Origin of the sequence: Shimia sp. NS0008-38b, from assembly GCF_040370365.1 — a bacterium.
In the GTDB taxonomy this organism is placed as follows: domain Bacteria; phylum Pseudomonadota; class Alphaproteobacteria; order Rhodobacterales; family Rhodobacteraceae; genus Shimia.
The window spans coordinates 147,808-169,410 of the sequence record NZ_BAABWQ010000003.1; the positions used below are offsets into that span (position 1 = coordinate 147,808).

The 21,603-nt window shown below is 55.0% G+C and carries 17 protein-coding genes; 3 read left to right on the top strand and 14 right to left on the bottom strand.

Annotation, left to right across the window (positions count from 1 at the left end; genetic code table 11):
* Window positions 1–28 precede the first annotated feature (28 nt).
* Genes ABWV47_RS12750 through ABWV47_RS12760 form a run of 3 tightly spaced genes read left to right on the top strand, consistent with a single transcriptional unit; the run spans window position 29 to window position 5,262 of the window.
* Window positions 29–2,008: a winged helix-turn-helix domain-containing tetratricopeptide repeat protein gene (locus ABWV47_RS12750; protein ID WP_353312375.1), complete on the top strand. Its 1,980-nt coding sequence runs from the start codon at window positions 29–31 to the stop codon at window positions 2,006–2,008.
* Between the two features lie 18 nt (window positions 2,009–2,026).
* Window positions 2,027–3,229 (top strand): phosphatase PAP2 family protein, encoded by a 1,203-nt coding sequence (locus tag ABWV47_RS12755; RefSeq protein ID WP_353312377.1) that lies wholly within the window; start codon window positions 2,027–2,029, stop codon window positions 3,227–3,229.
* Between the two features lie 11 nt (window positions 3,230–3,240).
* The gene (locus ABWV47_RS12760; protein ID WP_353312379.1) at window positions 3,241–5,262 is read left to right on the top strand and encodes a S8/S53 family peptidase; all 2,022 of its coding nucleotides are present in this window, start codon (window positions 3,241–3,243) and stop codon (window positions 5,260–5,262) included.
* A 76-nt stretch (window positions 5,263–5,338) separates the two neighbouring features.
* On the opposite strand, the gene goxB is transcribed toward ABWV47_RS12760, so the two are convergent.
* The 14 genes from goxB to iolD form a co-directional block, all read right to left on the bottom strand.
* The gene (gene goxB, locus ABWV47_RS12765) at window positions 5,339–6,454 is read right to left on the bottom strand and encodes a glycine oxidase maturase GoxB (protein WP_353312381.1); all 1,116 of its coding nucleotides are present in this window, start codon (window positions 6,452–6,454) and stop codon (window positions 5,339–5,341) included.
* Complete coding sequence (goxA, locus tag ABWV47_RS12770) at window positions 6,451–8,478, bottom strand: CTQ-dependent glycine oxidase GoxA (protein ID WP_353312383.1); 2,028 nt, start codon at window positions 8,476–8,478, stop codon at window positions 6,451–6,453. Before goxA ends, goxB begins: the two co-directional genes overlap by 4 nt.
* 147 nt (window positions 8,479–8,625) lie before the next feature.
* On the bottom strand, window positions 8,626–9,282 hold the full coding sequence (locus ABWV47_RS12775; RefSeq protein ID WP_353312385.1) for a nucleoside/nucleotide kinase family protein: 657 nt from the start codon (window positions 9,280–9,282) through the stop codon (window positions 8,626–8,628).
* 18 nt (window positions 9,283–9,300) lie between these two features.
* The gene (locus ABWV47_RS12780; RefSeq protein ID WP_353312387.1) at window positions 9,301–10,788 is read right to left on the bottom strand and encodes a mannitol dehydrogenase family protein; all 1,488 of its coding nucleotides are present in this window, start codon (window positions 10,786–10,788) and stop codon (window positions 9,301–9,303) included.
* Window positions 10,788–11,558: an L-iditol 2-dehydrogenase gene (locus ABWV47_RS12785; RefSeq protein WP_353312389.1), complete on the bottom strand. Its 771-nt coding sequence runs from the start codon at window positions 11,556–11,558 to the stop codon at window positions 10,788–10,790. Before ABWV47_RS12785 ends, ABWV47_RS12780 begins: the two co-directional genes overlap by 1 nt.
* The gene (locus tag ABWV47_RS12790) at window positions 11,555–12,562 is read right to left on the bottom strand and encodes an ABC transporter ATP-binding protein (RefSeq protein WP_353312391.1); all 1,008 of its coding nucleotides are present in this window, start codon (window positions 12,560–12,562) and stop codon (window positions 11,555–11,557) included. Before ABWV47_RS12790 ends, ABWV47_RS12785 begins: the two co-directional genes overlap by 4 nt.
* A gap of 12 nt (window positions 12,563–12,574) precedes the next feature.
* Window positions 12,575–13,405, bottom strand: a complete 831-nt coding sequence (locus tag ABWV47_RS12795) for a carbohydrate ABC transporter permease (protein ID WP_353312393.1) — start codon at window positions 13,403–13,405, stop codon at window positions 12,575–12,577.
* A 12-nt stretch (window positions 13,406–13,417) separates the two neighbouring features.
* Window positions 13,418–14,296: a carbohydrate ABC transporter permease gene (locus tag ABWV47_RS12800; protein ID WP_353312395.1), complete on the bottom strand. Its 879-nt coding sequence runs from the start codon at window positions 14,294–14,296 to the stop codon at window positions 13,418–13,420.
* A 107-nt stretch (window positions 14,297–14,403) separates the two neighbouring features.
* Complete coding sequence (locus ABWV47_RS12805; protein WP_353312397.1) at window positions 14,404–15,720, bottom strand: ABC transporter substrate-binding protein; 1,317 nt, start codon at window positions 15,718–15,720, stop codon at window positions 14,404–14,406.
* Between the two features lie 91 nt (window positions 15,721–15,811).
* The gene (locus ABWV47_RS12810) at window positions 15,812–16,837 is read right to left on the bottom strand and encodes a LacI family DNA-binding transcriptional regulator (RefSeq protein WP_353312399.1); all 1,026 of its coding nucleotides are present in this window, start codon (window positions 16,835–16,837) and stop codon (window positions 15,812–15,814) included.
* A 125-nt stretch (window positions 16,838–16,962) separates the two neighbouring features.
* The gene (locus tag ABWV47_RS12815; RefSeq protein WP_353312401.1) at window positions 16,963–17,793 is read right to left on the bottom strand and encodes a class II fructose-bisphosphate aldolase; all 831 of its coding nucleotides are present in this window, start codon (window positions 17,791–17,793) and stop codon (window positions 16,963–16,965) included.
* Window positions 17,790–18,632, bottom strand: coding sequence for a 5-deoxy-glucuronate isomerase (locus ABWV47_RS12820; RefSeq protein ID WP_353312403.1), 843 nt, complete (start codon window positions 18,630–18,632; stop codon window positions 17,790–17,792). Before ABWV47_RS12820 ends, ABWV47_RS12815 begins: the two co-directional genes overlap by 4 nt.
* Window positions 18,633–18,643: 11 nt before the next feature.
* Entirely contained in the window at window positions 18,644–19,624 is a 981-nt protein-coding gene (locus ABWV47_RS12825) for a PfkB family carbohydrate kinase (RefSeq protein ID WP_353312405.1), read from the bottom strand.
* Window positions 19,624–21,492, bottom strand: coding sequence for a 3D-(3,5/4)-trihydroxycyclohexane-1,2-dione acylhydrolase (decyclizing) (iolD, locus tag ABWV47_RS12830; RefSeq protein WP_353312407.1), 1,869 nt, complete (start codon window positions 21,490–21,492; stop codon window positions 19,624–19,626). The genes ABWV47_RS12825 and iolD overlap by 1 nt, the downstream gene beginning before the upstream one ends.
* Between the last annotated feature and the right edge of the window lie 111 nt (window positions 21,493–21,603).

Here is a 21,603-nt window from a genome sequence, read left to right on the forward strand (position 1 = left end):
GATCGCAGATCCGAGGAGGTTGTTCTGCGTGGACGCTGAGAAAAAGCAAAATGCGCAGATAATTATCGGAGAAACGTTTTACGTTCCCGAAAGCGGACAGCTGTTTGAGAAAAACGGAGCGCCGATCCATTTGCGTGCGCAATCGTTTACGGTCCTTAGGTATCTGGCCAAACGATTGGGCATTCTGGTCACGCGGGATGAGCTTGTCAGCCACGTGTGGCGTGATTTGGCGGTGACCGACGACAGTTTGACGCAATGTATATCGGATCTACGACGCGCCATTGGGGACACTGATCGCAAAGTCTTGAAAACACTCCCCAAACGAGGTTTCGTCCTAAATGGTCAGATCGTACCGGCCACCAACCCGGCCGTGATTTCTGATGATGTTTCTGCGCATGTGGAACAAACCAACAGAGACGTGGTGGCATACATCCGGCATTGGGAAAGGATTGTCTCTTCGGAGTTTCAGACAGAGGCCGTTTCGGTACCTGGCTTGGCACCCCAATCCCCCCCGCCATTTGTCAAACAGGTCCTCTTTAAAGATGTCAGCGAGGCGGCAATCACATGTAGACGTTGGGCCCGCAAGCATGGCGCGGCGATAGCATTGTCGACACCGGATGGACCGTATGGCGACATTCTGGCAACCGCACGTCCTGGCGAGGTTCTGGCAAGCTTCGATGTGCATGGGCTGGCCCAGCAACACCCGGCTCTTTCCTTTGAGGACTTGGGATATGTTGATGGGCAGACCGAGTCCCGGGCTTTCCGACTGTTGCATCAGGAGGTCGAGCAAACCGTTGAGCCACTATTTCTGGATCAACCGATGCTTCCAACGGTGGCTGTATTGCCTTTGCATAACATTCACACCAACGAACCAGAGGTGCTCGGCACAGTGTTTGCGGATCTGGTATCCAGCAAATTGGGGGCTGCTGAGGAGATTAACGTGATTTCCCGGCTCTCCACCGCCGCCTTTGCGCGTGGAACGTCAAACTTGGCAGACATTGGTCGCTTCCTGAAAGCTGAGTTCGTGCTGTCTGGGTTTTTCATCCGTCATGACAACAACCTGCAGCTGAACTTGGAATTTGCAGAGACCAAGACGCAGCATGTGCTCTGGTCCTATCGCCTCGAAGTGTCTGTTGCTGAGCTTGTAGGTGATTTTGAAGCGGCCCAAGAGTTGGTTGCCAAAATCCGCCACGCCATTTTGATCAATGAAATCCGCAGCGCCAATATAATGCCGTTGGGAAGCTTACAGAACTATTCCCTGATGCTTGGAGCGGTTGGGCTAATGCATCGGTTGTCGCCGCATGAATTTACCAAGGCACGCAAGCTGTTAGACACATTGACCGACCGCGCGCCCAACCACCCTGTCCCGCTGGCATGGACGGCTCGCTGGCATCTGTTGCGCGTGGTTCAAGGCTGGTCCGAAGATCCAGACAAAGACGCCCAAGCGGCCTTGGGATGCACCGGACGTGCTTTGGATATGGATCCAGAAAACGTGCTCGCTCTGGCTTGTGAGGGGCATATTCTGACCAATCTTTTGCATCGATTTGACGATGCTGAAGACAGATATAATTTGGCCCTGGAGATGAACCCCAGTGACGCCAACGCCCGTGCTTTGCGCGGCATGCTATTGGCGTTTCAAGAGCGGGGAGATGAAGGGGTGCGGGACACGGAACGCGCGTTGCGCCTGTCCCCGCTAGACCCGCATCGGTTCTTTTATCTTGCAATGGCAGCTGGAGCTTGGCTGACACCTGGTGATTTCGAAAAGGTCGAACAATACGCCAGAGCTTCGCTGCGATTGAACCGCACCCATTTGTCGACCCTACGAATGCTCGCGGTTGCCCAGCAGAAAGCAGGAAAACACTTAGCCGCTCGGGAAACAGTTTCAGATCTAATGCGTCTCCAACCCGGACTGCGGGTAAGTGCGTGGTTGAGATCGTCACCGAGCGCAGAGTTCAAAACCGGACGCCTCTTTGCCCAAGCACTACGAGAAGCTGGTGTACCCGATTGACCAAAAGGAGATTCTAACATGACCGCAGAATTTTACGGGACCCCTCAGGGGGCCTATGGAGCGTATGGTGCATATGGAGCCTACGGCGCCTATGGGGCATACAGTGCAAACGGGGCATATGGCGCGTATGGGGCTTATGGCGCCTACGGCTTGCCTGAAAGTCCGGTATCCGCTGGGGCTTTTATTTCAACACGAGATGGCATCGTTGGAAGCCCGCTCGAACATATTTCGCCCGCCCGCCCCGGCGTGCCCAACGACACACAGAATCTAAAACGTCTGTCGCGTGAAGTGCGGGCGGCCATCTTTGCCTTTGAGCTCGACTCCAAAGTAGAGATGTCCGTTTCTACTGGCGAAACCGCAACCGCTACTTTGTGGCGGCGGACAGGCGACATAGAAATCCACAAAGCAGATCGCCCCAATGTCAAATACCGAGAATTGGTCGAGATGACTGCCCCGCGACAAGAGGTCTTCGAAAAGCAACTGGCGTTTCTCGCAGGATACGCAGATATCCGGCAAGACAGAGCCAGTGAAATTCTTTCGCAAGTTGCGGCACCGGTTCCATTTTATCAGACACTTTCGTTCATTGATCCGGCACGCACCCCCTTCACATTGGAACTTCTGGCAACCGCGCTGCGGTTCACAAACAGCTGCGAACAGCAATTCAAATATGCTTTGGCGGTGAAGCGGCCCATTGAGCTTTCGCCTCAAGTTCAACCGATGATCCAGACCCCGACCCATGGTTCCCTGCCAAGTGGTCATGCGACTGAGGCCTTTGTGATGGCGCGCCTGATTTGGAAGCTATTGCTGAATTCCGGGACACCTCAATATCAGTCCGGCGGGCATTGGGGGGAGATGCAGATGCGGCTGGCTGCGCGTATCGCAATCAACCGGACCGTTGCTGGTGTTCATTTCCCTGTGGACAGTGCTGCGGGTGCAATGCTGGGTCTGACCCTTGCCGAGTTCATATTTAGCCAATGCACAGGTGCAAGCTGGACCTCTGCCAAGTTTAACGGACTGCACTATAGCCCTTCCAGTGATTTTGACTGGCATGGTCTCTATGAGGCGGCCGCAGACACGCAAAAAGCGGAGACAAAAGGCCCCGACGGCATATGGGCCAAAGCCAAAACGCGGAAACCTGACGGGAACAAGATGCCGGCGCTCGCTTGGTTGTGGGACAAAGCGCAAGAGGAATGGACCGACTTTGACCCACTGTGCACGTAGGAGACAGTTGCATGGCTTACGAATGGAAAACAGCTTTGGCAACCGGGCAAACGCCGATTGATGCTGTCACTTATACCCGGCTTGCTTTTGGCACACCACCTGTCAACGGCGACGCGTGGTGGTCCGCCATGGTTGAACTGGAACACACATCTATTGATATGTTTGCCCACTTCGTACGCCCTGATTTCCCACAGGGTTTGTTGATCCCCGCCGCTTATGACACCCGCGACAGGGCTGCGCTTCTAGATCGGCAATTCGTGGCAATATTTGCGCGAAGGTCATTGATTGAGGCGTTGAATGAAAATGGTAACACGTATGGCGTGGGCAACATTCACCTTGGTATGGTGACGCCCGACAAGTGGCTGAATTTGGACGCGCAACCCGCACCTACCCCGGTTATGGAAGTGTCCGATGACACCGTGGTGAGCGGCGTCATTGACGACGGGTTTGGTTTCGCTCACGAATTGTTTCGCACGGATGAAATGACCACGCGCGTGGACTATTGCGCGGTTTTGCCATCGCCCCCTGATCCGAAACATAAACACGCGTCACAAGGGCGGGTTTTGGAAGGCGACCAAATCGACGCATACCTGCGTGATTTCACGTGGTCAGATTTACTCGACGAAGAATTGTTCTACAGTCACACAGGGCAAGTTGCGTTTGGTGAAGGTAAGTTCTCGCCCGTCTCCCTACAGCGGTCACACGGCACACACATAATGGGATTGAGCACCGGATTTGCACCGATTGTGGATGTGACGTCCAGACCGATTGTTTGTGCGGTCCTGCCGCCTCGCGTCGTGGAAGACACTTCTGGTATCAGTCTGCTGCCCTCTCTTTGTCTGGCGCTGCAGATGCTGAGCAAACGCGCCTCCCGTTTTCAGTCTGGTGGGCAACCCGTGCCATTTATCCTGAACTTTTCGTATGGAAATTTCTCTGGCCCGCACGACGGAACCGATGAGGTTTCACGTTTGTTCGAACAATTCCTTGCCGCCGATCCACGGCAAAAGCGCTGGATGACCTTGCCTGCCGGCAATGGCAATCTGGCACGCGCACATGGGGTTTTCGATTTTTCAGACCCGCAAACCTGCCCGCCACACTTGTTTCTAAGAGTTTTGCCTGATGATCGGACCGCCAGCCATGTGGAGCTTTGGATGCCCTTTTCGGACGCACCAACGCCTCCAGATTTTGTGTCCATAACCGTCACGCCACCGTTTGGGACGGAAAGCGCCACTATCGACGCGCGAGAAGGACAACAGCAAACACTGTGTGACAGCCAAGGGCGTGTGGTTGCAACGCTGCTTTACACATACGAACCGGCGCCAACCGCCCGCGGCGTGATAACCCTTGCGATTGAGCCAACCGCAAGCTTGTCTGAAGGCAAAGCGATTGCACCGTCAGGGCGCTGGAAGATCAGCGCGAAACCCAAAGACATATCTCCGGATCAACAGATTGAGGTCTGGATTCGTCGCGATCAGACACTACCAGGTTATCGCCCTGGCGGGCGCCAATCCTATTTCGACAACGGCGACTACAAACGCTTCGGACCCTTCGGCAGACCCCTTGCAGTGGACCCTCAAAATGACACCAGCCCAGTGCGACGCGCAGGCACACTCAGTGGGTTTGCCGATGGCAGTTCACCGATGGTTGTAGCGGCTTTCACGAGAAAATCTCACGAGATTTCGGACTATTCTGCGGCGGGGCCGCTGACGCAGACACCGATGTCACCCACCCCGTTTCGCGACGGTCCAGATGCCACAGCGGAGGCAGATCAATCCCTTGTTGTTTGGGGGGTATTAAGCGCCGGGTCCCGCTGCGGGTCTTATGTACGTCTTAACGGGACCAGTGTCGCAGCTCCGCGTGTTGCACGCTTGGCTGCCGATCACATCTTGTCTACAGCTGAACCGGCACGACATTGGCTGGCCCACGCCGTGCAAGAGGCCCCCTTTGAGCTCCCACCCGACACAAGTCAAACGCGAATGGGAGTTGGAGGCATCGATATCCCGGTCGATTGGAGCGACCCTCCAGAGCGATAAACGAGGACTCTTAAGGATCGAACTCCACCCATTCGAGTCCCAATGGCTCGAATTTGCCCCAAGATGCTCTAAAATCTTATGTCAGGCACTCTGGATCCCGTTCAGAGGCCTGACTTGCTATTGGCGGACCTAAGTCATCGATGCTTTTCAGCCGTCGGGCCCAAAACGGGCTTTCACACCATCTGGCTTCTTGAGCATAGACTCTTTCACGGGCCCGCAAATAGTCGTGCACCCCCTTTGACACTGAGTCGGCGTAGGCTTGCATGCGTTTGCGGTCCTGCGCCACATAGGCGTCACTGACTTCAATCGCCGACCAAAGCGCGGTGGTCATGCCGTGTGAGGATAAAGGGTCAAAGGCGGCTGAGGCATCGCCAATTGCAGCCCATCCAGCGCCAATCGCCGGCGCGATCCAGCTGCTGTTGGTGGTCAAGCGTGTCGCCGGTGTTGCAATGTGCAAAGCATTGTCAGAAAGGAACGCCGCAATCGCATTTGTTTGGAACACATGGGCTTCAAACTCAGCAGGATCAAACCCCGGCAAATCCGCGTCGGTATAGAAATTCACAACAACACGTTGATCGGCAAGCACCGAAAGGTACCACCAGCCATTGGGGACACTTTCAATCAGGGTGACCGGACGCAAAGGGGACCGGTCAGGACGATCAAAAAGTGCATATTGGCAGCAAAGCTTATCCGCTTGGAATCGTGTGGCATACTTTGACCCGATCAGCGCTTTACGGCCCGTTGCATCGATCAGAAACCCCGCATCCAAGCTTTGCGATCCCACTTGCAAACGCCAATGCTCGTCACAAACCTGCACCTTCGACACAGGTTGCGAAATCCGTTCGGCACCCGCCAAAACCGCCGCCTCCGTCAGGGCCTGCTCAAAAGCTGCACGATCCAAAACCGTTGGCGGGCCTTCCAGATGCACAATGGCATTGCGCTCCAACAGAACGTCGCTGCCCCATGCGGAATAGGTGCTATGGGCATGGCGATGCACCTCAGCACGCAACATGGCGTCTGAGCCAAGCGTTTTTAGCAGCGGGGTGGCGGCGGGGCCGAGATGTTCACCCGGTTTAAACGCACCTTGGAGATCAGGCGCGATCCAAAGCGGCGCTCGTCCGCCCTGCGCCAAACGCAGGGCTGCGGCGGCACCGGAGATTCCGCCTCCGATGACAGCAACGGGATGGATCAATTTGGCAGCATCCCTTGGTCTGGGTGCCAGTCAAATCGTGTTTCCATGTTGTCCGCATGCTGCATTTCCACAAACACATCCCCTTGTGGCGCAGGCATGCGCACCACAAACCCCATGCGCTCCCACACCGTAATCATATTGGTGATCCCATCCCAGTAGCTGCCGTTGGCATGATAGCCGATGCCCGCGACGCCGCGCGACCAGCTCACCCGGTTGGCGAAAAACTTCTCGCGGGTTTCATCACTCAACCCTGCGTCCAATCCAGCGGTGTAATACGGTTCTGGCAGAACATCGATGGGCAGCAGAGCTGGCCACCAGACCGCTGTAGGATAGTTTTGCTGCATCAAAACCTGTTGGCAACTGAAAGCGTCACATTGCCATGGCAGGCCCATCCAGCGGGTCAGATCACCTGCCATTTGCGGGCCAATCGGTGGTGGTGTGTCACCAAACCCGTCAAACGCCACCGCGGGCGTTAGCAAGCGCCCGAGGTTCTGGTTCAGGCTTGAGCGATTGCCATGGGCGATCCGAAAGGGCTCCGCAGTGGGGTCGTAGTCGCGGGCATACATCTGTCTGAGACGCAAATAGTAGGTCAACTCCACCCCCGGATGGAAGGCTCCGCCGGACAGGGGCTCCAAGGCGGCCTGTGTCAATGCGCCCGGCTGAAACTCAAGCGGGATATCCTCAAATGAGGGATACTCTGCCACCGGGTCCTCGGCGGTTTGGCCGTCGTAGTCATTGACAAAGTCGCCCGCCGCCCAGACGCGCAGATACTCGTATTGCAGTTTGGGAAACTGGAACCATTGCAATGGGCTACCATCATAATTTACCCCATCACCAAGCATGTAGGGTATTTTCAGTCTTTCCTCTAAGTAGGCCTCATCGCTGAGGTTGTAGGGATCACGAAACAAGTCAAAGATCTGCGCGCGCAGGGCCGCATTCTCAGGGCTTGGGTCCGCCAACTGAGCCACATAATCGGGATCGCTGAGATCACCAATGGCCAACCACCCTTGCCGCAGATTTGCGGCTTGGGTAACCCATTCCATCAGCGCCACGCGACGGAATGTGGGATAGATATATTTCATGAAAGACAGCGGCAACTGAGGCAGTTGAGACCAGCCTGCTTGCATATTCATGTCTTCGATCACGTCATACATCGTCGTGATCGGCGGGATTTCCGGCGCAAAGTTGGGCCCCACACAGGCCACCCATGACGGCTCTGCCACAAAGGTCTGACCGTCAATTGTGACATCCGCGGTTACCGGACCATCACACCAATCATCGTGCCATGCGTTGTTGTCTGCAAAGCTGGTGATCGCGGCACCGCTTGGCGAGTTGGACACCCCATCAGGGGGCACGACCATCAGACGCCCGGCGTCATCGGTCCGCAATTGGCCAAGGCCAACCTGCTGCGCCGTTGGCTGACCACCCCAGAAAGTGCCCTCAAATTGGTACGCTGGATCAGTGCCCGCAGCGTTTGTGCCCTGCCCCGTAATCCCCAGCAGTCCTCCGTCGATGATCAGATTTTCCTCTCGGTCGGCGTCAGACACAAAATACTGATTGCGCTTTTGAGACGGCAAACCGGGCGCTAAATCACCGTTATCAAGAGGGTTGTTGAAGCCATACCAATTGGCCTTGGTATTTGCGAGATGCACACCCCACGAAATGGAATCCCCCGTCACCTCACCAATGATATTGTCTTCCGCATCAAAGGCATAAACCCGAAAGCGCTGGACCTGTTTCTTGACCTTTTCCAGCCCATCTTTGAATAAGCCATCCGCGGGCATTGGTGGCAAACCAGGCACCTCGGGGGCGTAAAACCAGCTGTCTGCGCCGCCAACCCGACAAATACCAAGCGCGGGATAAATCCGCACTTTGGCCACCGCCGCGCCCGCATCAGCCGAAGTATACGCATGGCTTGGATCGATGTTGGCCCGCGCCGGCCATGGTGCACCTGCGATCAATGCGGCGCTAGAGGCCATGCCCAGAAATTGGCGGCGGGATTTGGGGGAAGACGCATCTGACATTTTAAACACCTAAAATCACTAAAATTGAAGCAAGGGTCTACGTAATGGCATTCAAAATCAACCATTGGCTGCAAAAAACTGTCTAAGATTTCAGCTTTTTTGAGACGGGCGGGCGGCCAATTTCAGCGCGGGTTCCAATATCCCGCGTCAATCTTGTGACAAAATGAAATCCGGCGAAGCACTGTTTTGCAAGACAAAGCGGGCATTTGGCAGGTCGTTGTTGTCCGCCTTAGCAATGGCCTGCGCCTGCGTGAAGTTCAAGTCTGTCCACCGCTTGAGCAGACGCTCGCGGATTGTGTCAAGGTCCACATCAATCATTACGGTCATGGCAAAAAACGACCGTAACGTGTCCCATGGAGGTTGATCAACAAGAAGATAGTTGCCTTCCACCAGCAAGATTTTGGTGTGTTTGGTCACGAGACGCGCGCTGGCGCGGGACAAGTCCAAGGTGCGGTCAAAAACCGGCAAGGCAATGTCTTCGCCGCCAAACGCAGTGCGCAAACGCTGAAGAACCATGTGCAGAGCGGCCACGTCAAACGTGTCTGGGGCGCCTTTGTGAGCAGTGCGGCCCCTCTCTCTTAGCACCGCATTGTCAAAGTGAAACCCATCCATAGGAACGATGGCAGTGGACTCCGGCACCGTCGCATTCAGCATGTTTTGAAGTTGCTTGGCCACGGTTGATTTGCCGCTGCCCGGTGGGCCAACGATGGCCACCATGAAGCGTGTGTCACAGGTTTGTCCCTGAATGTGTTGAATGAGCGCGCTCAGGGACAAATTTCTGGCGTCTTTGGACAGCGATTTCACGGCCTCGTGCCCCCCAAACTAGGCGATGTACGTTTTGAGAGCCGCTTGACAGCCTTCGCGCCAGATCATGTTTAACCAATGTTCAAAGGCGTCACTGAAGGCCGTGTTTTCTGACAGATACCCATATGTGCTGCGCATCTCCAGCCATGCTTTTGGGGTGGTTTTCGCCTGTGCAGCAACCTGTGTCAGCTGGTCCCAATTCGGATCATTTGGTGCAATATGAGAGCCGTCTTCGCGCGTGCCAAAACACATGCGCGCCCAAAGCGCCTCAACCAACGCAAGACCCTGGATCGGGCCATTTGCGCCCAACGCATCCTTAAGGATGGGCAAGACAAATCCCGGATGGCGGGACGTGCCATCAAAGGCCACACGGCGGGTTGTGTCGTGAATCTTTGAATTCGAAAAGCGTCGGGCGATCAATTCAAGATAGGATTCTGGAGACATGTCAGGCACAGGTGGCAAGTAAGGAAGGACTTCGTCGCTCTGAACCTTGTTGAAGAAAGCGGCAATGGTTGGTTGCGCCATGCAATCAGCAATCGTTGCGAGATTGAGTATCTCCCCCACGTTTGCCAGCATTTGGTGGCCTGCATTTAGGACACGGATTTTCATGCTTTCATAGGCGTGCACATTGTCCGTTATCGTGACACCGGCCTTTTCCCACGGGGGTCGGCCCGCACAAAAGGCGTCTTCCAACACCCACTGGCGGAAGTTTTCATGGGTGACGGGGGCGGCATCATTGATGCCAAGGTCATGCACAAAACCAAGTTCCGCCGCGCCCGTTGCCGGCACAATGCAATCCACCATCGCGTTGGGGAAGCTGGCGTTTTGATCAATCCACTCAGCCAGAGACGGATCAGATAGGCGCGCCAGACCGGTCACGGTGCGGTGCAGCACGTCACCATTGCCCTGCAAGTTGTCACAACTTTGACCAGTAAAGGCTGCTTGCCCCGCTACTCGCCTTGCATGGTAGGCCGCGACCATAGCACCAAATGCGGTTATGGGCCTGTCGGGGTGCGCCACATCATGGAGGATATCTGGATGGGTTACATCCAGTGTACCGGTTTCCGTTTGATAATACCCCCCTTCGGTCACCGTCAGAGAGACAATGCGAATGCGTGGATCCATCATCGCGGCGATCAACGCACCGTTGTGTTCTTGCACTTCCACGAAGTCAATCATGGGGCCGACGACCTCAACCAGAGCGCTGTTTGGATCAAGTTCGACCAACGTGGTCAGGCAATCCTGTGCCAACAGGCGTGTGCGCATCGCAGCGTCGCCCGGCCGCACCCCCGCGCCGATAATGCCCCAATCCATTGCCAAGCCCTGCTGCATCAACTGATGCAGAAACCACGCCTGATGGGCACGATGGAAATTACCCAACCCGATGTGCAGAATACCGGGTGCTATTTTGCTGCGGTCGTAGCTGGGCGTTTTAACCTCGGCAGGGAGGTCATTCAGCGTCTGATTGCGCAGTAGTGTCGTAGGGATATCAAGAGGATCCGACATCAGCTCATCCAATTCCCACCGTCAACGTTATAGGTTTGTGCCACGATGTATGCGGCGTCCTCGCTGGCCAGAAATACCGCCATACCGGTGAGATCTTCCGCGGTGCCCATGCGGCCAAAAGGCACGGCCGCGCCAACCTCTTTTTTCTTTTGTCCTGAGGGCTTGCCCTCGTATTTGGCAAAAAACGCATCCACGCCATCCCAGTGATCCCCGTCAACCACGCCCGGGGCGATTGCGTTGACGTTGATGCCATGGCTGATCAAATTTAGGCCCGCGGATTGGGTCAGCGAGATCACGGCCGCTTTGCTGGCACAGTACACCCCAACAAGGCTTTCGCCGCGGCGTCCTGCTTGACTGGCCATGTTGATAATGTGGCCTTTGATCTCATTGTCGATCATGTGTTTGGCCACGGCTTGAAGCGTGAACAGCGTGCCCGCAACATTCACATCGAAAATGCGCGCGTAGTCCGCACGGGTGATCTCCGTGATCGGTGCGGCCGTGAACAGCGCCGCGTTATTGATCAGCACATCGATTTGCCCAAGGGCCGCAACGGTGGTGCTCACTCCGGCATCAATGCTTGCTTGACTGGTCACATCCATCTCAACCGCAATGGCATTGCTGCCAAGTTTACGGGCCGCTGCTTCGGCCTTTGACCTATTGATGTCAGCGATAGCCACCTGTGCACCTTCGGCCAGAAAAGCTTTTGCAAAGGCCAATCCTATGCCCTGAGCGGCCCCCGTAATCAGTGCGGTTTTGCCGGATAGTCTCATTGTGCGATCCGCAGTCCAGCATCGTCAAAGCGATGAATTTCTTGCGCACGAGGGGTCAGGTGAATGGTGTCGCCATGCTTAAGACTGACATCGCCAATTGCGCGGACAGTCAAAGTGTCAGCCAGCCCCGTGTTGTGGATATGAAAAAACGTGTCAGACCCCAAGTGTTCTGCAACGCCCACGGTGCCTTGCCACGTACCACCGCTTTCAACAACATCGATATGTTCTGGGCGCACACCAATGGTATGTGCATTGTGTTTGGCGGCCTCTTCACCCGTTATGAGGTTCATTTTCGGCGATCCAATGAAACCAGCAACAAATGTATTGCGTGGGGTCCGGTAGAGTTCCAGCGGCGTGCCGACTTGTTCGATCACACCCGCATGCAGGACGACAATTTTGTCTGCCATGGTCATGGCTTCGACCTGATCATGGGTCACATAGATCATCGTGGTCTCAAGCCGTTTGTGCAGCTCGCTGATTTCTAACCGCATCCCCACCCGCAGAGCGGCATCAAGGTTGGACAGGGGTTCATCAAACAAGAAGGCAGCAGGTTCACGCACAATCGCACGTCCGATGGCAACCCGTTGGCGTTGACCACCAGACAGCTGGCCAGGGCGTCGATCGAGATAGTCTGTGAGGTTGAGAACCGATGCCGCACCTTCGACTTTTTTGTCGATCTCAGCCTGCTCCAACTTCGCCATTTTCAACGGGAAGGCAATATTTTTGCGCACGGACATATGTGGATAGAGCGCGTAGGACTGAAACACCATCGCGAGGCCGCGTTTGGCTGGCACCACGCCAGTGGCGTCTTGTCCATCGATCTCGATGTGACCAGTGGTGATGTCCTCCAAGCCGGCAATCAGCCGCAGCAACGTCGATTTACCACACCCTGAAGGGCCAACGAAAACCGTGAACTCTCCATCGTGAATCGTGAGGTCGAGGGGCGGGATCACCTGGGTGTTGCCGAAGCTTTTGGTGACCTGTTTGAGTTGAATTTGTCCCATATGTCAGCTTCCTTATTTCACCGCGCCAAAGGTCAGGCCGCGTACAAGTTGTTTTTGGCTGAACCAGCCAAGAATGAGGATTGGGGCGATGGCCATAGTCGAGGCCGCGCTAAGTTTGGCAAAGAACAGGCCTTCAGGGCTGGAGTAGCTTGCGATAAAGGCCGTCAGTGGGGCCGCGTTCGCCGCTGTCAGGTTCAGCGTCCAGAAGGCTTCGTTCCAAGCGAGAATGAAGTTCAACAGAAGCGTAGAGGCAATGCCCGGAACGGCCATCGGGGTCAGCACATAAAGCAGTTCTTCCTTCAGTGTTGCACCATCCATCCGCGCGGCTTCCAATATTTCGCCCGGAATTTCTTTGAAGTAGGTGTAGAGCATCCAGACAATGATCGGCAGGTTGATCAGCATCAGCACAATCATCAGGCCACCACGTGTATCCAAAAGGTTGAACTCTACAAAGATCAACGAGATCGGGTATAGAACACCCACAGCTGGAAGCATCTTGGTGGAGAGCATCCACAACAGGATGTCTTTGGTTCGAGTGGACGGCACAAAGGCCATGGACCAAGCCGCAGGAATGGCGATGAAAATGCCAAGTATTGTAGAGCCCCCTGCTATGATCACCGAATTCCAGAGGAATTTCATGTAGTCAGAGCGTTCCTGAACGACCGCGTAGTTCTCCAAGGTCCAATTAAACGCAAAGAACAGAGGGGGGTCATTGATCGCCTGAGCTTCGGTTTTGAAGCTGGTAAGAATGGTCCAATAAATTGGAAAGAAGATGATCAAACCTATGGTCCAAGCGGCGGCTGTGGTGAGTATTTTGCGCTGTGTGGTCACGTTGCGTGCCATATCTCAGCCTCCTTATGCGTCCAGGTTTTTGCCGACGATGCGCATCAGGAAGATGGCAACGATGTTGGCGAGAATGATGGCGTAAACACCGCCTGCTGATCCAAGCCCGATATTCTGGCTGTCAATGACCCGCTGGAAAATCAGGTAGGTCAATGTCCGGGTGCCAAATGCACCGCCTGTGGTCACAAATATCTCGGCAAAGATCGACAACAAGAAGATCGTCTGGATCAAGATCACGATGGTTATGGCGCGCGCCAGATGTGGCAGCACAATGTGCCAGAAGCGCTTCAAAGACGGGGCACCATCCATTTCAGCGGCTTCAAGTTGCTCGCTGTCCAGAGATTGAATGGCGGTCAGCAGGATCAAGGTTGCAAACGGCAGCCATTGCCAGGACACAATCATGATAATCGAGCTCAGCGAGGCGTCTTGCAGCCAGGCGACAGGCTCAGCCCCAAAGAAGCGCCACAGATGGGCAAAAATACCGTTGATCGGGTCCATCAACATGTTCTTCCAAACCAGCGCTGAAACTGTTGGCATCACAAAGAACGGTGCGATCACCAGTATGCGGACAACCCCCTGCCCCCACATCGGTTGATCCAACAACATCGCCAACAAGATGCCAAAGACAATGGTAATCACCAGCACACCGCCCACCATCACAAGAGTGGTTTGGACCGCAGGCCAGAAAGAACTGGAGGAAATGAACCGGCTGTAGTTTGCGAAGCCGACCCAATCTAGTCCTCTTTGGATACTGTCGCCACGCAGCGGCAGGTACTTTGTAAATGAGAACCACAAAGTCATGATGAGGGGCACGAGCATCCACCCCAAAAGCAGAACCACGGCGGGTGCCATCATCATGCGGGCTGCGGATCTTGACGCTTTGGTGGACATTGGATGCACCTCTCCTGTTGGCGTAACGAACGGCTTGGATCGTAACAAAGATGTGGGAAAAGTCAGGGGTCAGGAGACAGCGCACGGGCTGCCTCCCGACAGGGGAGTTAGCGGTAGCCCGCAGCTTCCATCGCCTCGTTGGTGATTGCCTGAGCCTTCTCAAGCGCCTCTGCAATGGACTGTTGCCCAGCATAAGCGGCCGAGAACTCTTGGCTGACTTCCGTTGCGATGCCGGCGAACTCTGGAATGGCTGCGAACTGAACGCCAACGTATGGGCTTGGTTCAACAGTAGAGTCGTTCGGGTTTGCAGACAGGATCGAGTCCAGCGTCATCTGAGCAAATGGAACCGCTTGGTAGTTCGGGTTCTCATACAGCGACGTACGTGCGCCTGGAGGCACGTTGGCCCAGCCTTCGTTTGCAGCAACCAGCTCGATGTAGTCTTTGGAGGTTGCCCACTCGATGAATTGCTTGGCTTCTGCTTCCTGCTGTGTGCCGGCAGGGATCGCGAGCGCCCAAGCCCATAGCCAGTTGGAGCGTTTGCCCATACCGGTGTCAGGTGCCAGTGCAAATCCAACACTGTCCGCTACAGTGGAGTCGTTGGGGTTGGTCACAAAGCTTGCCGCAACAGTGGCGTCAATCCACATGCCGCATTTGCCTTGCTGGAACAGCGACAGGTTTTCGTTGAACCCGTTTGTCGCATAACCGGTTGGGCCAGACGCATCCATCATGTCTTTGTAGAAATTGAGCGTGTTGGCCCAAGCTTCTGTGTCAAACTGAGCGTTCCAGTCCATGTCAAACCAACGAGCGCCAAAGGAATTGGACATCGCGGTGATAAACGCACCACCTTCGCCCCAACCCGCTTTGCCGCGCAGGCAAATACCGTTGATTTCGTTATCACGATCCGTCATCGCTGCGGCTGCTTGTGCGATGAACTCCCATGTTGGTGCCGCAGGCATTTCCATGCCAGCCTTCTCCATCAGATCAGAACGATACATGATCATGGAGCTTTCGCCATAAAACGGTGCGGCATACAGCGTACCGTCATGAGACAAGCCACCTGACATCGCAGGAAGAATGTCATCCACGTCATATTCCGCGGAGAGATCATCCAGCGCAACCAGCCAGCCGTTTGCACCCCAGATTGGGGTTTCGTACATGCCGATGGTCATAATGTCGAATGCGCCGCCTTTGGTGGTGATGTCGGTGGTCACACGCTGGCGCAGAACGTTTTCTTCGAGTGTCACCCACTCGACGGCAACGCCAGTAGCTTCAGTAAAGGTGTCAGTGTAGCCTTGCATGCGGATCATGTCGCCGTTGTTCACGGTGGCGATGGTGATCGTTTTGGAATGGCCGTCTGCGAAGGCGCCGCCCGCTGTAATCAGCGATAGCGCGGTCGCAGCACAAAGAGTGCTCTTAAAAGACATCCGGTATCCTCCCTATTGGATGTGGAGTTAAAGCTACCCTTAAGCACTACGCGGCGTCAATATAAATTTTACGCGCGTAAATTTTATGCCGCTACGCAGAATCCCTCAAAATCAAGCGCCCTTCCAAACGTGTGCTTTTCCATGGGGTTACCTGCCCCTCGATGGCAGCAAAAAGCGCGTCAGCGGCGGTCTGGGAAACCGCGTCGTAGTCATGTGAAATGGTTGTGAGAGGGGGGCAAGTGTACCGAGAATGGGGATGACCATCCTGTCCGGCCACTCGAATCGCACAGTCGGAGCCTCGTCCCACATGCACGCCCTTTTCATAACACGCCGTCAGCAATCCTATCGCCAAACGGTCGTTGCTGCACAGGATGGTGTTGGTGGAAAACCACCCTTTGTCAAAAGCCTCATGACCGCCAAGGCGGCCAATCTCTTCAAAGCTCCACCCTTCCCCCTCAACCGACACCACAACCGGCTCGTGCCCGAAACGCTCCATCGCAGCGATATAGGCCTGACGACGCCGATGTGCGTTTGGGTTGGCGGGAGTTTTCATCTCATAAAAACAAGGTGGCTCGCCCGTTCGGCACAAATAGTCGGTGATATGCGTTGTAAACTGCACGTTATCGGACCCGACAAAAGCCAGACCAATTTCTTCAACGCTGCTGTCAAAGATCAGCGTAGGTACATCCTTGCAAAAGGTTTCTAGGGCGTGCGGATCAGATGCCCGCCCCAAAGGTGCAAGCAAGACACCTGCGGGTTTGAGCGAGCGCAGCGTATCCAGCACTTCCGTTTCCAACGCCGCATCGCCGTGCGAGCTGAACAATGTGGGCCGATAGCCCGCCGCAAGACAGCGTTGTTCCAGATTGCGCGCAATCTCTGCAAAATAAGGATCTGACAGAAGCGGCACCACAATACCGACATTTTTGGTCAGCTTCCGGTTTTGGTTCATCGCATAGATGTTTGGGCGATAGTCATATTGCTCCAGCGCCGCCTCGATTTTTGAGCGAGTACTGTCTCTGACGCTGCTGGGATCGTTGAAGAACTTCGACAGGGTTGGTCGAGATATGCCGCTGATGCGCGCAAACTCTTCCATGTTCTTTATTTTATCGCCCGCCATGTTTGAACGCTCCGCAAAGTTTGTACTACAAAATACAAATATTTGCATGTTGCACAAACGAATTAGCGCGCGACAACTTTAGGTCTTTATGTCACCGCTCAACACACGTCAAAAAAGAGAGTTTGTCAGACCGACTTGAAGGCGCGCAGAACGCGGCGGGCGGCGGCCACAACCGGATCATGAGTCTCTTTTAGAATCTGAACACGATCAAACCGATCCGGATCGGCAGCTGCTGCCTCTTTCAACGCTTGGCCAAATGCCATGCGCAGTTCCGTGCCAATGTTAAATTTGCAAATACTAGACCCGCGCGCCAGCGCTTCGCGCTGTGCCACCGGCACCCCAGATCCACCGTGGATGACCAAGGGCACCTCTGTGATAGCCTCAATCGCACGGATACGCACTTCGTCTAATCCACCTTCTTTGTCTTGTTGCAGGTGCACGTTGCCCACCGATATCGCCATAGCATCAACGCCTGTTTCTTTCGCGAACTGCGCAGCTTCATCCGGGTCAGTGCCCGCCGAGTTTGCGCCGCCCGAATAGCCAACAAAGCCAATCTCACCTTCGCAAGACACGCCAGCGGCATGGGCCATCTGCGCAATCTCGGCTGTCTCGTCGATGTTCTGGGCCAAAGCTTTCTGAGAACCATCAAACATCACCGAGGTGAAGCCGCTTTCTATTGCAATTTTGCAGTCCTGAAGAGTGTATCCATGATCAAGATGCGCCACGACGGGAACGGAGGCGTTTTCCGCCAGATAGGTGAACATCTTACCCAGCACCGGCAAAGGTGTATGTTCGCGACACGATGGCCCAGCCTGCAAGATCACGGGCACATTCTCAGCTTCTGCTGCGGCCACGTAGGCCCGCATGTCCTCCCAACCAAGTGTCACGAGGCCGGCCACTGCGTAGCCTCGCTTCAGCGCAGGCTGAAGCACGTCAGATAATGTCACAAGGGTCATTTGAACTTGGCCACCATGTCCATGATGCCGGGAATTGTGTGGAGTTGCTCGGCATGAGTTGGTTGAAAATACTGCTTAAGGCTACGCTGGCTGAGACCGCCTAAGATGGTAAAATAGTACATCTCGTACCCTGGCAGCACCGCACAGGGATGATAGCCTTTGTCGATCATGACCGTGGAACCATCCACAATGTGGTAGGCATCCCCCGGTTCACCATCCTCGCGCTGCAACATTTGCAAACCAGATCCGTAGTTTGGTTTGAAACGGAAATTGTAGGTTTCATCGTGGCGGGTCTCTTCGGGCAAACGATCCGTGTCGTGTTTATGACTTGGGAAACCTGACCAGCCACCTGCACCAACAGTGTAAAGCTCGCTCACCAAAAGGCGACCCACTTTGTCATGGTGATGGGCGCCAAGGATATGCTTGATTTTGCGATGGGTCTTCGTGTCATCAGAGCCATATTGCACAATATCCAGATCGTCAGCACGAACATCAAACGGCTCGAGAACTTTGTCGTATTTGGCACCCGCAATGAAGGTTTCGGTGGTGTCGCTCACGCAGGTAATGCGCACCTTTGCGCCCACAGGGACGTAGACGCCTTCCGGCTCACCATCCCACACATCAACGGTACGGGTGCCGAGGTTTTCATAGCTGGCACCATCCACATCTACATGCACGGTCCCAGTGGCAGGCGCGATACAGGTTTCATACCCGGGCACAGCATATTCGAAGGTTTCACCCTTCTTAAGCTTGACGATATTGAAGTAATTCAACGGAACAAGATCGTGGTCGACGTCCACAATCGCTTTGTTTTCATTGTTGTAGGGGGCGATATGCATTGGACTTTCCTTTAAGGATGAGTGGCGCCGGAGTGCGAGGCAAGAAAGGCGTCAAGCTCGGCGGATGTGGGCATGGCAGGCGCGCAGCCAGGTTGGGACACAACAATTGATGCGCAGGCAGAGCCGCGCAAAACGGCCTCCTTAAGTGAGAGGCCGTCGGCGACCCCCGCAAGAAGACCGGCCATAAAACTGTCACCTGCTCCGTTGGGTTTGACCGCGGTAACGGGGTAAATTCCGGTGCGTACCTCTTGGCCTTGATAGAGTGTGATCGCGCCCTCGTGCCCCATTTTGTAGATAACCATTTTGCCGCTGGCGGCCAGTTCGCGCGCCTTAGCAAGACCTTTGTCAAGACCGCCAGCCATGAAGCCAAACTCTTCATCATTGCCGACGATCAGATCGCTGGCGTCTCCCGCAGAGGACAACACGTCAGCCGCCACATCCGCTGAAGGCCAAGAGTAGGGTCGATAGTCAATATCAAACAAGACCGGGATGCCGACAGCCTTGGCATTTTCAAAGGCACGAAAAGTGGCGCTGCGCGAAGGTTCGGATGCGAACACGGTTCCTGCCGTAATCAGCGCTCCAAAACGGCCATAGTCAACGAGATCGACGTCAGCCTCGGTCACCTGAAAATCGACAGCGCCGTTTCGGTAGATCACGTTTTGAAAATCGTCGATACAACTCTCATAGACCGCAAGCGAGAGCCGAAACTCACCGCCCACCGTTTTCAGATACTGTGTGTCTACGCCGTAGTGTTCCAATCGGTTTGCCGCAAACCGCCCAACGGCATCATCAGAAATCGAGGTCACCAAAGCCGCTTCACACCCTAACTTCACCAAGCCTGCGCAGATGTTGGCGGACGATCCACCAAGGTCCGCCCGAAACACTTCGGCGTGTTCAGATTTCACGTCGACAGGGTCGGCGAACATATCCATCCCCGCGCGGCCAAACACCACAAATTTACGTGTCTTAATGGCGTCAATAAGGGCGTTCATCACACACCCCGGCGCTGTTTGGCGCGTGTTGCTTCGATTTCAAGATGTTTTTCGCGCACGCTCTCGTTGTCGGTGACATGAGGCGTGCCGACCTCCCACCACGTGTGGCCTTCGGTGGTCCAACCCTCATATGGGTCCACGTCCATAACAATCACGTAGGTTTTATCGCTTGATTTGGCACGCTGAAACGCCATCCCCAGCTCTGTGGGGTTGGCGACTTTTTCGGCCGTGGCCCCCATGGCGGACGCGTGTGCCACAAAATCCACTCCAAACGCTTGTGGTATTGTTGGGCAGTCTTCCAGAAGGTTGTTGAAACTGTCGTTGCCGGTGTTGTTCTGTAGTTTGTTGATCACCGCAAAACCACCGTTGTCCAGCACCAGCACAATCATCTTTTTCTGACTTAGCACCGATGAATAAATGTCGGAGTTCAGCATCATATATGAGCCGTCTCCACAGAAGGTGATGGTGTCTTGATCTGGCTCTTGTTCTGCTTGTGCGATGCGCGCGCCCCAAGCGCCGGCAATCTCATAACCCATGCAGGAGAAACCAAACTCCACATCCACGGTGCCGACATCGAGCGTCCGCCAATTTGCTGTCACCTCTGCCGGTAAGCCACCTGCAGCGGCAACCACACGATCGCGGGGTTCACAGAGCTCATTCACAACGCCAATCGCCTGCGCATAGGAATTAGGGCGGTTGCCGTGAGAAACATTGTCTGCGACGTAGGCATCCCATTTGGTGCGCGCTTGTTGTGCAGACTCAAGCCATGTTTTGGGTGCAGTCATTGTAAGTGTCGCGTCCAAAGCCGCGAGCGACAACTTGGCATCCCCCACTACGGGCAGAGACATATGTTTGCCCGCGTCATGGCGCGCGGCGTTAATCGAGACGAACTGCGCATCTTTCGCAAAAGCCGTCCAGCTGCCGGTGGTGAAATCCTGAAGTCGTGTACCCACGGCAAGAACAACATCTGCTTTTTCGGCAATTGCATTGGCGCTGTCAGAGCCCGTAACCCCGACCGGCCCAATGTTAAGTGGATGGGTGGCCAACATATTGGCCCGCCCGGCTATGGTTTCCACCACAGGGATTTGGTGCTTCTCCGCGAAGGCCGTAAGCTCTTCGGCCGCTTTCGAATATTGAACTCCTCCCCCCGCAATAATCATCGGGCGCGAAGCATTTGAAAGCGCAGCGACCGCATCAGAGATTTCTGCAATGTCGGGTGTTTGACGGCGAATACGGTGAACTCTTTTCTCAAAGAATGTCGCGGGGTAGTCGTAGGTCCATCCCTGCACGTCTTGAGGCAACCCCAAGAAAGCTGGACCACAATCCGCAGGGTCCAGCATAGTGGCAAGCGCATTGGGCAACGATTGGATGATTTGAGCGGGGTGGCAAATGCGATCCCAATACCGCACCACAGGTTTGAATGCGTCATTCACACCAAATGTCGGGTCGTTGAAATTCTCCATCTGCTGCAGCACGGGGTCGGGCAGCCGTGTCAGAAAGGTGTCGCCACATAACATCAACATGGGCAAACGGTTGGCGTGGGCGAGACCGGCAGCAGTCAGCAAGTTGGCGGTGCCCGGCCCGGCAGATGCTGTGCAAAACATGAAACGCTGCCGCAACCACTGCTTGGCGTAACCAGCCGCCGCAAATCCCATACTTTGCTCGTTTTGCCCTCGGTACAACGGAAGCTCATCTTGCACCGTGTGCAACGCCTCACCCAAGCAAGTGACGTTACCGTGTCCGAAGATGCCAAAGCCACCACCGCAGACACGCAGTTCCTGCCCGTCGATTTCGATAAATTGGTTCGAAAGCCACCGTATAATCGCCTGAGCGGTCGTGAGCTGAATGGTATTTGTTTCTGTCGTCATAAGAGCACGGACCTTCTGAGGCATTCGGCGGAAATTGGAAGCATCAGCCGAATGCAGCTTGCGAGTTTTCGAATCTCAGGATACAAGTTTTGCAACCGGTTGCAAACTGAA